This is a genomic window from Streptomyces sp. NPDC005566 (assembly GCF_040605575.1).
GTDB lineage: Bacteria > Actinomycetota > Actinomycetes > Streptomycetales > Streptomycetaceae > Streptomyces.
The window spans coordinates 223170-237080 of sequence record NZ_JBEXDB010000008.1; the positions used below are offsets into that span (position 1 = coordinate 223170).

The following is a 13911-nucleotide window of genomic DNA, read 5'->3' on the forward strand; positions in this document are numbered from 1 at the left end:
TTCCAGGCGGCACGAGCGTCAGTGCGCGGCCGTCTCCCAGTCCGTGCCGACGCCCACGGAGACGTCCAGCGGCGCACGGAGCTCGACCGCCGTGGACATCTCCCGGCGCAGGATCTCCTCGACCTGCTCCCGCTCACCCTTGGCGATCTCCAGAACGATTTCGTCGTGGACCTGGAGCAGCATCCGCGACGTCAGCTTCGCCTCCGTCAGCGCACGGTCCACGTGCAGCATCGCGACCTTCACGATGTCGGCGGCCGTCCCCTGGATCGGGGCGTTGAGCGCCATCCGCTCGGCCGTCTCGCGCCGCTGACGGTTGTCGCTGTTCAGGTCCGGGAGGTAGCGGCGCCGGCCGAAGACCGTCTCCGTGTACCCGGTGGACCTGGCTTCCTCCACGACCCGGTGGAGGTAGTCGCGCACCCCGCCGAACCGCAGGAAGTAGGTGTCCATCAGACCGCGCGCCTCCCCGGCCTCGATGTTCAGCTGCTGGGAGAGCCCGAACGCGGAGAGCCCGTAGGCCAGCCCGTACGACATCGCCTTGATCTTGCGGCGCATCTCCGCGTCGACGGCCGACTTCTCGACGCCGAACACCTGCGAGGCGACCGTCGTGTGCAGGTCCTCGCCGGAGGTGAACGCCTCGATGAGACCGGCGTCCTCGGAGAGATGGGCCATCACCCGCAGCTCGATCTGGCTGTAGTCCGCCGTCATCAGCGTCTCGAAACCCTCACCGACGACGAAGCCCCGGCGGATCGCCCGCCCCTCGTCCGTACGGACGGGGATGTTCTGCAGGTTGGGGTCGGTGGAGGAGAGCCGGCCCGTCGCCGCGACCGTCTGGTTGAACGTGGTGTGGATACGGCCGTCCGCACCGATCGTCTTGATCAGGCCTTCGACCGTGACCCGCAGCTTCGCCTGCTCCCGGTGGCGCAGCATGATGACCGGCAGCTCGTGCTCGGTCTGCGCGGCCAGCCACGCCAGCGCGTCCGCATCGGTCGTGTAGCCCGTCTTCGTCTTCTTCGTCTTCGGCAGGGCCAGCTCACCGAAGAGCACTTCCTGGAGCTGCTTGGGCGAGCCGAGGTTGAACTCACGGCCCACGGCGGCATGCGCCTCCTTCACCGCCTGCTGCACGGCACCGGCGAACTGCTGCTCCATGCCCTCCAGATGGGCCCGGTCGGCGGCGATGCCGTGCCGCTCCAGGCGGGCCAGCATGATCGACGTGGGCAGTTCCATGTCGTACAGCAGCTCGGTGGCACCGGCCTCCTGCAGGCGCGTCGTGAACGCGTCCCCGAGGTCCAGCACCGCGCGGGCCTGCGCCATCAGGGCATCGGCCTCCGCACGGTCGTCCGCGCCGAAGGCCAGCTGCCCGTCGGAGGCGGGGGCCGGGGCCAGCTCACGGCCGAGGTACTCCACAGCCAGCGCGTCCAGCGCGAAGGAGCGGCGGCCGGGCTTGACGAGATACGCGGCGAGCGCGGTGTCCATGGCGATGCCGTCCAGCCGCCAGCCCTGCTCCGGGAAGACCCGCAGGGCGTTCTTGGCGTTGTGCAGGACCTTCGGCCGCTCCGGGTCCGCGAGCCATGCGGCCAGGGCCCGCTCGTCGGCCTCGTCGAGCCCGGCCGGGTCCAGCCAGGCGGCGGCCCCGTCGGCGGCCGCGAGCGCGACCTCCGTGACCGTGCCGGTGCCCAGCGACCAGGTGTCGACGGTCATCATGCCGAGCGGCTGCCCGCCGTGGGCCTCCAGCCACGGGGCGACCTCGCCCGAGCCCAGGACCGCTCCGTCCAGCTCGACGCCGGCGGCGGGCTCCGGCGGACCGGCCTCCTCCGCACCCGGATCGACGGCGAGCAGCCGCTCGCGCAGGCTCGGGTTGCGGATCTCCAGAACGTCCAGCACACCCGTGACGGCCGTGCGGTCGTACGGAGCACGCTCGAGGTCGGCCGGGACCTTCGGCAGCTCCACGTCACGGACCATCTCGGTCAGCACACGGTTCATCTTCACCGCGTCCAGGTGGTCCCGGAAGTTCTGGCCTGCCTTGCCCTTGACCTCGTCCGCCCGCTCGACCAGCTGCGCGAACGACCCGAACTCGTTGATCCACTTGGCAGCCGTCTTCTCACCGACACCAGGGATCCCCGGAAGGTTGTCCGAGGGGTCACCGCGCAGCGCCGCGAAGTCCGGATACTGCCCCGGTGTGAGCCCGTACTTCTCCTGGACCTTCTCCGGGGTGAAGCGCGTCAGCTCCGAGACGCCCTTCGTCGGATAGAGCACCGTCACGTTGTCCGTGATCAGCTGGAACGAATCCCGGTCGCCCGTGACGATCAGCACCTCGAAGCCCGCCGCCTCGGCCTGTGTGGCCAGCGTCGCGATGACATCGTCCGCCTCGAAACCGTCCACCGCGAACCGGTCCGCGTGCATCGCGTCCAGGAGCTCGCCGATCAGCTCGACCTGCCCCTTGAACTCGTCGGGGGTCTTGGAACGGTTCGCCTTGTACTCGGGGAACTCCTGCGCACGCCACGTCTTGCGGGACACGTCGAACGCGACCGCGAAATGCGTGGGCGCCTCGTCGCGCAGCGTGTTCGCCAGCATCGACATGAAGCCGTACACGGCGTTCGTCGGCTGCCCCGTCGCCGTCGTGAAATTCTCCGCAGGCAGGGCGAAGAACGCCCGGTACGCCAGGGAGTGCCCGTCCATCAGGAGCAGGCGCGGTCGGTTGTCTGCCGTCTTCTTCGATGCCGTCTCAGCCACGCCCCCGATCCTGCCACGGACCACCGACAATCCGGACCGGCCGCCGCTCGTCCCCCGGTCGAGCACGACTCGGGCGCCCCTTGTACCGCGCGCTCCGCCCGATACGCAGCACCCCGGCCGCCCTCCGGGCGCCGCAGCCGCCGTGCGTGACAGGATCGAAGACAGTCACATCGCCAACAGGGAAAGCGTGACAGGACGCCACGCCGCGTGACGACGTATCGCGGGTTCGCAAGCGCTCGAAGGGGAGCACCATGGCCACCAAGCCCCCGACCGGGGACCCGGTCCAGGACGCGCCGCAGGTCGAAGCGGTCCAGCACGCCGCCGCGGGACTGCCCGCCGTCGCCCACAGCCTGATCGTCGCCCAGCAGCAGATGGGGGTGCGGCGCACCGCGCAGACCCTCCTCAAGGTCAACCAGAAGGACGGCTTCGACTGCCCCGGCTGCGCCTGGCCCGAGGGCGACAAGCGGCACACCGCCGAATTCTGCGAGAACGGCGCCAAGGCCGTCGCCGAGGAAGCGACCCTGCGCCGCGTCACCCCCGACTTCTTCGCCGCACACCCCGTCGCCGACCTGGCCACCCGCAGCGGCTACTGGCTCGGCCAGCAGGGCCGCATCACGCAGCCCATGTACCTGCCCGCGGGCGCCGACCGGTACGAGGCCGTGACCTGGGAGCGCGCCTTCCAGATCCTCGCCGGGGAACTCACCGCGCTCGGCTCCCCCGACGAGGCGCTCTTCTACACCTCGGGCCGCACCAGCAACGAAGCGGCGTTCCTGCTCCAGCTCTTCGCCCGCGAGTTCGGCACCAACAACCTGCCGGACTGCTCCAACATGTGCCACGAGTCGTCCGGATCCGCCCTCACCGAGACCATAGGAATCGGCAAGGGCAGTGTCAGCCTGGAAGACCTCCACCAGGCCGACCTGATCATCGTCGCCGGGCAGAACCCGGGCACCAACCACCCCCGGATGCTCTCCGCCCTGGAAGAGGCCAAGGCCGCCGGAGCGAAGATCATCTCGGTGAACCCGCTGCCCGAGGCGGGCATGGAACGGTTCAAGAACCCGCAGACCGCCCGCGGCATGATCAAGGGCGCGGCCCTCAACGACCTCTTCCTGCAGATCCGCATAGGCGGCGACCAGGCACTCTTCCGCCTGCTCAACAAGATGATCCTCGACACCGAAGGCGCCGTCGACACCGACTTCGTCGCCCGGCACACCCACGGATACGAGGAGTTCGCCGAAACGGCCCGCGCCGCCGACTGGGCGCAGACGCTCACCGCCACCGGCCTGGAGCGCGCCGACATCGAAGAAGCGCTCGCCATGGTCCTCGCCTCCGAGCGCACGATCGTCTGCTGGGCCATGGGCCTGACCCAGCACAAGCACTCCGTGCCGACCATCCGCGAAGTCGTCAACTTCCTCCTGCTGCGCGGCAACATCGGCAGGCCCGGCGCCGGCGTCTGCCCCGTGCGCGGCCACTCCAACGTCCAGGGCGACCGCACCATGGGCATCTTCGAACGGCCCTCGGCCGCCTTCCTTGACGCCCTGGACAAGGAATTCGCCATCACCTCGCCGCGCCACCACGGCTACGACGTCGTACGGTCCATCCAGGCGCTGCGCGACGGCGACGCCAAGGTCTTCTTCGCCATGGGCGGCAACTTCGTCGCCGCGTCACCCGACACCGCCGTCACCGAAGCGGCGATGCGCCGCGCACGGCTCACCGTGCACGTGTCGACCAAGCTGAACCGCTCCCATGCCGTGACCGGCACCCGCGCCCTGATCCTGCCCACCCTGGGCCGCACCGACAAGGACGTCCAGGCCGGACGGAAGCAGTTCGTCACCGTCGAGGACTCCATGGGCCTGGTCCACTCCTCCCGCGGCAACCTCACGCCCGCGAGCCCCCACCTGCTCTCCGAGCCGGCGATCGTCGCCCGCCTGGCCCGCGCCGTCCTCGGCCCCGCCTCCACGACACCGTGGGAGGAGTTCGAGAAGGACTACGGGACGATCCGGGACCGCATCTCACGCGTCGTACCGGGCTTCGAGGACTTCAACGCCCGCGTCGCACGCCCGGGCGGTTTCGCACTCCCCCACGCCCCCCGCGACGAACGCCGCTTCCCCACCGCCACCGGCAAGGCCAACTTCACCGCCGCACCCGTCGAGTACCCCGAGCTCCCCGAAGGCAGGCTGCTGCTGCAGACCCTGCGCTCCCACGACCAGTACAACACCACGATCTACGGCCTCGACGACCGCTACCGCGGCATCAAGGGCGGCAGGCGCATCGTGATGGTCAACCCCGAGGACGCCCGCGCCCTGGGGCTCGCCGACGGCTCGTACACCGACCTCGTCAGCGAGTGGAAGGACGGCGCCGAGCGCCGCGCACCGGGCTTCCGCGTCGTCCACTACCCGACCGCACGCGGGTGCGCCGCCGCGTACTACCCCGAGACCAACGTGCTCGTCCCGCTCGACGCCACGGCCGACACCAGCAACACCCCGGCCAGCAAGTCCGTCGTCATCCGCTTCGAGAAGGCCTGAGAACCTCGGCCCACCAGCGGCTAAGCGTTCGCTCAGTCGTCTGATAAGAACAGTGCACACAGCAACGAACGACCGCAGACGAACGGAGCCGGACCCCATGGGCGAGCACATCGCACCCACGTTCCCCCAGGAGATCATCGACGAGTACGCCGCACTCGGCGTCGACCTCCCCGCCCTCTTCTCCGCCGGACACCTCGGTGAGCGCATGGGCGTACAGATCGTCGAGGCCTCCGCCGAGCGCGTCGTGGGCACCATGCCCGTGGAAGGCAACACACAGCCCTACGGACTGCTCCACGGCGGCGCCTCCGCCGTCCTCGCCGAGACCCTCGGCTCCATCGGCACCATGCTCCACGGCGGCGCCACCAAGATCGCCGTCGGCGTCGACCTGAACTGCACCCACCACCGCGGGGCCCGAAGCGGCCTCGTCACGGGTGTCGCCACCCCCGTACACCGCGGCCGTTCCACCGCCACGTACGAAATCGTCATCACCGACGAGCACGACAAGCGGGTCTGCACCGCCCGCCTCACCTGTCTGCTCCGCGACGTACCCCCGCCCACCGCCGACTGAACCACACGCCTCAACACCCGCTGCCCGGCCCGGAAATCGCACCGCATTCCGGACCGGGCAGACCCATATCCGGAGCGGGGAACGAACGTTGACCGCCACTCTCGGTCAACACCCTTGACCTCGCCACACGTTCCATGAGCCACTTCAGCAGCCACGGCGGTCACCGCAGCAAATCGAACACATCACCCAGATGTAACACTGCGTAACAGGTGTGCAATACACGAAAAAGACCGCGCGCCGCGTCCCCGCCCCAGAGGGACAGCCTCGCCGCGCCCCTTGCGCCCCGATTCGTGCGACAGCACCAAGATCGCCTCAAGCCCCTTAGCGGAGCTGCGCGTTCTCAGCATGCGGTCACTTCACAAGCCGTAAATGTCCACACTGCGCCCACCAACCCTTCCCCACGGCATAACAAGACAGTCACATCATCGGCGGACTTGTCCCGCACCCCCTCACCTGCCCTTAGAGTCACGGCCAGTCACCGCGCCGCCGGGCGCGTCTGCTGAACGGTTCCCTCAACGACCAGTACGGCCCGGCGAACGTCACGGCACCTCAGCAGAGGAGGCCGCGCCAGGGAAAGGACCTTTCGTGCGACACCGTTCTTTGCTTATCCTCACCGCAGTGCTCACCACAGGAGCACTCACCCTCACCGCCTGCGGGTCGCGCGACGACAGCGGAAAGAACGACGACAGCGGCAAGAAGACGACCGTCGTCATCGGCGTCGACGCCCCGCTGACCGGCTCCCTCTCCGCGCTCGGCCAGGGCATCAAGAACTCCGTGGACCTCGCGGCCAAGACCGCGAACAAGAACAACGAAGTCCCCGGCGTCGAGTTCAAGATCGAAGCCCTCGACGACCAGGCCGTCCCCGCATCCGGACAGGCCAACGCCACCAAGCTCGTCGGCACCGAGGAAGTCCTCGGCGTCGTCGGCCCGCTGAACTCGGGCGTCGCCCAGTCCATGCAGGGCGTCTTCGAGAAGGCCGACCTCGCGCAGGTCTCCCCCGCCAACACCAACCCCGCCCTCAGCCAGGGCGACAACTGGGGCAAGGGCGACTCCAAGCGCGTCTTCAAGACGTACTTCCGCACCTGCGCCACCGACGTCGTCCAGGGCAAGTTCGCCGCCCAGTACCTCTTCAACGACGCCAAGAAGAAGAAGGTCTACGTCGTCGACGACAAGCAGACCTACGGCGCCGGCCTCGCCGCGATCTTCTCCGCGGAATTCGAGCGCCTCGGCGGCAAGGTCGTCGGCACCGACCACGTCACGGTGAAGGAGACCGACTTCTCCAGCACCGCCGACAAGGTCAAGGGCTCCGGCGCCGACTCCGTCTACTACGGCGGCCAGTACCCCGAGGGCGGCCTGCTCTCCGACCAGATCAAGAAGACCGGCGCCAAGATCCCCACCATGGGCGGCGACGGCATCTACGACCCCGCCTTCATCAGCGCCTCCGGTGAGGCCAACGACGGCGACTACGCCACCTCCGTCGGCTACCCCGTCGAAGCCCTCCCGACCGCCAAGCAGTTCATCGCGGACTACAAGACCGGCGGCTACAAGGACCCCTTCGCTGCCTACGGCGGCTACTCCTACGACGCCGGCTGGGCCATCATCCAGGCCGTCAAGGCCGTCGTCGCAGCGAACGACGGCAAGCTCCCCGAGGACGCCCGCGCCAAGGTCACCGAGGCCATGGCCAAGGTCTCCTTCGACGGCGTGACCGGCAAGGTCTCCTTCGACGAGTTCGGTGACACCACCAACAAGCAGCTCACCGTCTACGAGGTCCAGAAGGGTGCTTGGAAGGACGTCAAGAGCGCCACGTTCGAGGACTGATCACCCAGCACACCCACAGCACATGCTCCTGACCGCGCGAGGGCGCAAACAGCGCCCTCGCGCGGTGTCATATCCGACAAGCTCATCGGAGGCACTGCGGTGAACGAACTGCCGCAACAGCTGGCCAACGGTCTCGCACTCGGCGCGCTCTATGGCCTCATAGCCATCGGGTACACCATGGTGTACGGCATCGTCCAGCTCATCAATTTCGCCCACGGCGAGATCTTCATGATCGGGGGCTTCGGCGCCCTCACCACCTACCTGGCGCTCCCCAGCGGAACCTCGCTCATGGTGGTCATACCCCTCATGATCGTCGGTGGCGCAATCGCCTCCGTCGCCGTAGCCACAGCCGCAGAACGCTTCGCCTACCGCCCCCTGCGAGGCGCACCGAGGCTGGCACCCCTCATCACCGCGATCGGCCTCTCGATCGTCCTCCAGCAGCTTGTCTGGGGCTTCTACCCCGACGCGAAGAAGCCGCGCAGCTTCCCCGAGTTCCAGGGCGAGTCGTTCAAGATCTTCGACAACCTCTACCTCCAGCGCGCCGACGCCTTCATCCTCGTCCTCGCCCCCCTGTGCATGCTCGCCCTCGGCATGTTCGTCGCCAAGAGCCGCAGCGGCCGCGCCATGCAGGCCACCGCACAGGACCCCGACACGGCCAAGCTCATGGGCATCAACACCGACCGCATCATCGTGATGGCCTTCGCCATCGGAGCCGCGTTCGCCGCCATCGCAGCCGTCGCCTACGGACTCGACAAGGGCCAGATCAACTTCGAGATGGGCTTCCTCCTCGGACTCAAGGCCTTCACCGCCGCAGTACTCGGCGGCATCGGCAACATCTACGGAGCCATGGTCGGCGGAGTCGTCCTCGGCCTCGCCGAAGCCCTCTCCATCGCCTACATCGAAGAAATCCCCGGCATGCAGCAGCTCGGCGGCGGCGCCTGGGCCAACGTCTGGGCATTCGTACTTCTCATCGTCGTCCTCCTCGTCAGGCCACAAGGCCTGCTCGGTGAGCGCGTCGCGGATCGGGCGTGAGAGCCATGACAACCGAGACCATCAAAACCCCCGCCGCCACGGTCGACACCGGCGCTCGCACCACCGCCCTGCGCCGCCTCACCGCCCTCGGCGGCATCGCGGCCATCGCCAGCACATTCATGTCCTGGACCTACACCGACGAGTTCCCCGGCGACCTCACCGTCTACGGCTACCCCGGCGGCCTCCAGGTCCTCACCCTCGTCGCAGGCGCCCTCGTACTCCTGTACGCACTCGCCGCCCTCGACATCCGAGGCTTCCGCTGGCTCGCCCCGACAGGCACCACCAAGGCCCTCCAGTTCCTGGCCCTCGGCGCCTTCGGCACCACCTGGTTCACCGTCATCGCCATCACCGTCGAACTCGGCGGCGTCGTCAACCTGGAACCCGGCGGCTTCGTCGCAGCGGTGGCCTCCGCCATCCCGCTCGTCGCCTTCCTCCTCCCCGACGACACCCACAAGGCCTCCCGCCCCAAGGAACTCCCCTCCTGGGCCGAGATCCTCATCATCGTCCTCGCCTTCGGAGTCGGCCTCTTCGTCGTCACCTACGGCATCGACACCGAATACGCCGAACTCTTCACCGGCTACATGATCACCGCGGGCTTCGCCATGGGCGCCCTCGTCAAGTCCGGCATCATGGGCCGGCTCTCGGTGCTCACCACCAAGTACCGCTCCATCGCCGTAGCCGCCGCATTCGTCGCCGCAGCAGCATTCCCCTTCACCCAGAGCACCGACCAGTACACCCTCATCGCGGTCAACATCCTCATCTTCGCGACCGTCGCACTCGGGCTGAACATCGTCGTCGGCCTCGCCGGACTCCTCGACCTCGGATACGTCGCCTTCCTCGGCGTCGGCGCCTACACCGCCGCACTCGTCTCCGGCACCACCGCCTCCGCGTTCGACGTCCACTTCCCCTTCTGGGCAGCGGTCCTCACCGGAGCAGCCGTATCCCTGATCTTCGGCGTCGTCATCGGAGCGCCCACACTGCGCCTCCGCGGCGACTACCTCGCCATCGTCACCCTCGGCTTCGGCGAGATCTTCCGCATCACCGTCGGCAACCTCGACGGCGTATCCGGACCCCAGATCACCAACGGCCCCAACGGCGTACCGAACATCCCCGACCTCGTCTTCTTCGGATACGACTTCGGCGAGTCCCACACCGTCCTGGGCATCGAACTCGGCGGATACGCCAACTACTACCTGCTCATGCTGCTCGCGATGATCCTCGTGGTCCTCGTCTTCAGCCGAGCCGGCAGCTCCCGCATCGGCCGCGCCTGGGTCGCCATCCGCGAGGACGAGACCGCCGCCACCGCCATGGGCATCAACGGCTTCCGCGTCAAGCTCATCGCCTTCGCCCTCGGCGCCACGCTCGCCGGCCTCGCCGGCACCGTCCAGGCACACGTACAGAGCACCGTCGTCCCGGAGATGTACGTCTTCGCCGGCCCCGTGCCGCCCAACTCCGCCTTCCTCCTCGCCGCGGTCATCCTCGGCGGCATGGGAACGATCAGCGGACCCCTGATCGGCGCCACGCTCCTGTACATGATCCCCGCGAAGCTGCAGTTCCTCCAGGACTACCAGCTCCTCGGCTTCGGCCTCGCACTCATCCTGCTGATGCGCTTCCGCCCCGAAGGCCTCATCGCCAACCGGCGGGCACAGCTCGAATACCACGAGACCGGCCAACTCGACACACCCGAGGGCACCCTGCCCGAATCCGGCGTCGGCACCGTGAAGGCGGGGGCGTGAACGACATGACGACCACCACCGAAACCACCACGCCCGTCCTGGACGCGAGCGGCGTCACCATGCGCTTCGGCGGCCTCACCGCCGTACGCAACGTCGAACTCAAGGTCAACGCAGGCGAGATCGTCGGCCTCATCGGCCCCAACGGCGCAGGCAAGACCACCTTCTTCAACTGCCTCACCGGCCTCTACGTCCCCACCGAGGGCAAGGTCCGCTACAAGGGCACCGTCCTGCCGCCCAAGCCCCACCTCGTCACCCAGGCAGGCATCGCCCGCACCTTCCAGAACATCCGGCTCTTCGCCAACATGACCGTCCTGGAGAACGTCCTCGTCGGACGCCACACCAGGACCAAGGAAGGCCTCTGGTCCGCACTCCTGCGCGGCCCCGGGTTCAAGAGGGCCGAAGCCGCCTCCCACGCACGCGCCATGGAACTCCTCGAGTTCATCGGCCTGCAGGACAAGGCCGACCACCTCGCACGCAACCTCCCCTACGGAGACCAGCGCAAGCTGGAAATCGCGCGCGCCCTCGCCAGCGACCCCGGCCTCCTCCTCCTGGACGAGCCCACCGCCGGCATGAACCCGCAGGAAACCCGCGTCACCGAAGAACTCATCTTCGCCATCCGGGACATGGGCATCGCCGTACTCGTCATCGAGCACGACATGCGCTTCATCTTCAACCTCTGCGACCGAGTCGCCTGCCTCGTCCAGGGCGAGAAGCTCGTCGAAGGCACACCCTCCGTCGTCCAGGGCGACGAACGCGTCATCGCCGCCTACCTCGGCACCCCCTTCGAAGGGGACACCCCCGAGAAGACCGACGCCCCCGCACCCTCCGAGGCACCCGAGCCGGAACCGGCCCCCGAAGCCGACACCACGCCCGAGGCCGAGGAAACAGCGGCGAAGACCGAGGCCGCAGACACCACCGAGGCCGAAACGACCGAGGCGGACAAGGCGAAGCGCACCACCAGCACAGAAGGGGAAGACCAGTGACCGCACTGCTCGAGGTCGAAGACCTCAGGGTCGCCTACGGCAAGATCGAAGCCGTCAAGGGAATCTCCTTCAGCGTCGAAGCCGGCCAGGTCGTCACCCTCATCGGCACCAACGGTGCGGGCAAGACCACCACCCTGCGCACCCTCTCCGGCCTCCTCAAGCCCTCCGGCGGCCGGATCCTCTTCGAAGGGAAGCCCCTCACCGGCATCCCCGCCCACAAGATCGTGGCACTGGGCCTCGCCCACTCCCCCGAAGGCCGCCACATCTTCCCCCGCCTCACCATCGCGGAGAACCTCCAGCTCGGCGCCTTCCTCCGCACCGACAAGGCAGGCATCGAGAAGGACATCCAGCGCGCCTACGAGCTCTTCCCCATCCTCGGGGAACGCCGCAAGCAGGCCGCAGGAACCCTCTCCGGCGGCGAGCAGCAGATGCTCGCCATGGGACGCGCACTCATGTCCCAGCCCAAGCTGCTCATGCTCGACGAGCCCTCCATGGGACTCTCGCCGATCATGATGCAGAAGATCATGGAGACCATCGTCGAGCTCAAGGCGGCAGGCACCACGATCCTGCTCGTCGAGCAGAACGCCCAGGCGGCCCTCTCCCTCGCGGACCAGGGCCACGTCATGGAGGTCGGCAAGGTCGTCCTCTCCGGCACCGGCGCGGACCTCCTCCACGACGAGTCGGTCCGCAAGGCCTACCTCGGCGAGGACTGACACCCTCCGCTCCCGCACACGAAGGAGGCCCGCACCCCGATCGATCCGGGGTGCGGGCCTCCTTCGTATGCAGGGCGTACGGGGCTACTCGGCCGCCTTCTTCTTCTCCTCGGCGTCCTCGATCAGCGCCTCGGCGAGCTGCTGCATGGACAGCCGGCGGTCCATCGACGTCTTCTGGATCCACCGGAACGCGGCGGGCTCGGACAGGCCGTAGTCCGTCTGCAGAATGCTCTTCGCCCGGTCGACCAGCTTCCGGGTCTCCAGCCGCTGCGAGAGGTCGGCGACCTCGTTCTCCAGCGCCTTCAGCTCCGAGAACCGGGACACGGCCATCTCGATGGCCGGCACGACGTCGCTCTTGCTGAACGGCTTCACGAGGTACGCCATCGCACCGGCGTCCCTGGCCCGCTCGACGAGGTCCCGCTGCGAGAACGCGGTGAGCATCAGCACGGGGGCGATGGACTCCTCCGTGATCTTCTCGGCGGCGGAGATCCCGTCGAGAACGGGCATCTTCACGTCGAGGATGACCAGGTCCGGCTTGTGCTCCCGGGCGAGCTCGATGGCCTGCTGCCCGTCGCCGGCCTCGCCGACGACCGAGTAGCCCTCCTCCTCCAGCATCTCCTTGAGGTCGAGGCGGATGAGCGCCTCGTCCTCGGCGATGACGACACGGGTCGTCAGCGGCGGGACGTGCGACTTGTCGTCGTCGGCGGCGTCTACGGGCTGGGGCGACTCGGGGGTGGTCACGGGGCTCCTTGGTCAAGACAGGGGTGCAGCTCCCAAGAGCCTACCTAGTTGCGGTATGTTTGAGGCACGGAGGGTCCTGCGGATCCTTCGTTTCGAAGGGGCCCCGGTAGCCCAGCGGCAGAGGCCATGGATTCAAAACCCATACAGCGTCGGTTCGAATCCGACTCGGGGCACTTCTCCTTCGTTTCCAAGGTTGATTCACGTGTTGGCGATCTTCACCCCTCCCGGTGAACGCTCCTTCGAATCTGGTGCACGCCAGCGAAGGCCGCGGAAGACTCCACTTCATGGGACAGCACAATCCATCGATACGTGACGAAGCGCTTGCCCTTCTGAGGGGCGGGACCACCAATCGAGTAGTTGCAGAACTTCTCAACGTGCCTCGCGGAACAATCGGCTGGTGGCTCCACGAGGACCGCAAGCGACGTGGCGTGGAGTACGTACAGCCCACCGACTGTCCGGTGTGCACCGGCCGGGACGTCGACCGCGTCGCCTACGCATATCTCCTGGGGCTCTATCTCGGTGACGGCCACATAATCGCCAAGCCAAAGCAGAACCACCTGTCGATCTTCTGTGGTGAAACATGGGCCGGCCTGATCGATGAGGCGGAGTCGGCCATGCGCCGGGTGATGCCCATGCCGCGTACCGGACGGCGCCACAGGAGCGGCTGCGTCGAGGTCAAGTCCTATACGAAACACTGGACATGCGTCTTCCCGCAGCACGGGCCCGGCAAGAAGCATGAACGCCGCATCGTTCTCGAACCCTGGCAGCAGGAAATCGTCGACGCTCACCCCTGGGACTTCGTCCGCGGCCTCATCCACTCCGACGGCTGCCGGAACATGAACTGGACGACCCGGATGGTCGGCGGCGTACGGAAAAGGTACGAGTATCCGCGGTACTGGTTCACCAATGTCTCGGACGACATCCGGGAGCTCTACACGGACACCCTCGACAAGCTCGGCATCGAGTGGACGCACTGCACCCGCGCGGGCAGGAAGTACAACATCTCCGTCGCCCGACGGGCATCCGTCGCGCTCATGGATGCTCACGTCGGGCCGAAATACTGAGCTG

Annotated in this window: 10 protein-coding genes and 1 tRNA gene; 9 read left to right on the top strand and 2 right to left on the bottom strand. The window is 67.8% G+C overall.

Features of this window, described 5'->3' with window-relative positions:
- Positions 1–18: 18 nt before the first annotated feature.
- Positions 19–2730: a DNA polymerase I gene (polA, locus tag ABZS61_RS15380; protein ID WP_356419984.1), complete on the bottom strand. Its 2712-nt coding sequence runs from the start codon at positions 2728–2730 to the stop codon at positions 19–21.
- A 251-nt stretch (positions 2731–2981) separates the two neighbouring features.
- Here polA and ABZS61_RS15385 point away from each other — a divergent pair, with 251 nt between their 5' ends.
- The 7 genes from ABZS61_RS15385 (at position 2982) to ABZS61_RS15415 (ending at position 12102) form a co-directional block, all read left to right on the top strand.
- Complete coding sequence (locus tag ABZS61_RS15385; protein ID WP_356419987.1) at positions 2982–5252, top strand: FdhF/YdeP family oxidoreductase; 2271 nt, start codon at positions 2982–2984, stop codon at positions 5250–5252.
- A 97-nt stretch (positions 5253–5349) separates the two neighbouring features.
- Positions 5350–5820 (top strand): hotdog fold thioesterase, encoded by a 471-nt coding sequence (locus ABZS61_RS15390; protein ID WP_356419990.1) that lies wholly within the window; start codon positions 5350–5352, stop codon positions 5818–5820.
- Positions 5821–6405: 585 nt separating this feature from the next.
- Positions 6406–7638: a branched-chain amino acid ABC transporter substrate-binding protein gene (locus tag ABZS61_RS15395; RefSeq protein ID WP_356419993.1), complete on the top strand. Its 1233-nt coding sequence runs from the start codon at positions 6406–6408 to the stop codon at positions 7636–7638.
- Positions 7639–7737: 99 nt separating this feature from the next.
- Complete coding sequence (locus ABZS61_RS15400) at positions 7738–8670, top strand: branched-chain amino acid ABC transporter permease (protein ID WP_356419996.1); 933 nt, start codon at positions 7738–7740, stop codon at positions 8668–8670.
- Positions 8671–8675: 5 nt separating this feature from the next.
- Positions 8676–10406, top strand: coding sequence for a branched-chain amino acid ABC transporter permease (locus ABZS61_RS15405; RefSeq protein ID WP_356419999.1), 1731 nt, complete (start codon positions 8676–8678; stop codon positions 10404–10406).
- A gap of 5 nt (positions 10407–10411) precedes the next feature.
- Positions 10412–11389 carry an ABC transporter ATP-binding protein gene (locus tag ABZS61_RS15410; protein ID WP_356420288.1) on the top strand — a complete coding sequence of 326 codons (978 nt, stop codon included), beginning with the start codon at positions 10412–10414 and terminating at the stop codon, positions 11387–11389.
- Positions 11386–12102, top strand: a complete 717-nt coding sequence (locus ABZS61_RS15415; RefSeq protein ID WP_356420002.1) for an ABC transporter ATP-binding protein — start codon at positions 11386–11388, stop codon at positions 12100–12102. Before ABZS61_RS15410 ends, ABZS61_RS15415 begins: the two co-directional genes overlap by 4 nt.
- Before the next feature lie 84 nt (positions 12103–12186).
- Here the strand turns inward: ABZS61_RS15415 and ABZS61_RS15420 are convergent, their stop codons facing one another.
- Positions 12187–12843, bottom strand: coding sequence for a response regulator (locus ABZS61_RS15420; RefSeq protein ID WP_329212156.1), 657 nt, complete (start codon positions 12841–12843; stop codon positions 12187–12189).
- 100 nt (positions 12844–12943) lie between these two features.
- Here ABZS61_RS15420 and ABZS61_RS15425 point away from each other — a divergent pair.
- Positions 12944–13016: transfer RNA gene (locus ABZS61_RS15425), tRNA-Leu, on the top strand.
- Between the two features lie 111 nt (positions 13017–13127).
- Positions 13128–13907 carry a helix-turn-helix domain-containing protein gene (locus tag ABZS61_RS15430; RefSeq protein WP_356420007.1) on the top strand — a complete coding sequence of 260 codons (780 nt, stop codon included), beginning with the start codon at positions 13128–13130 and terminating at the stop codon, positions 13905–13907.
- The last annotated feature ends 4 nt before the right edge of the window (positions 13908–13911 follow it).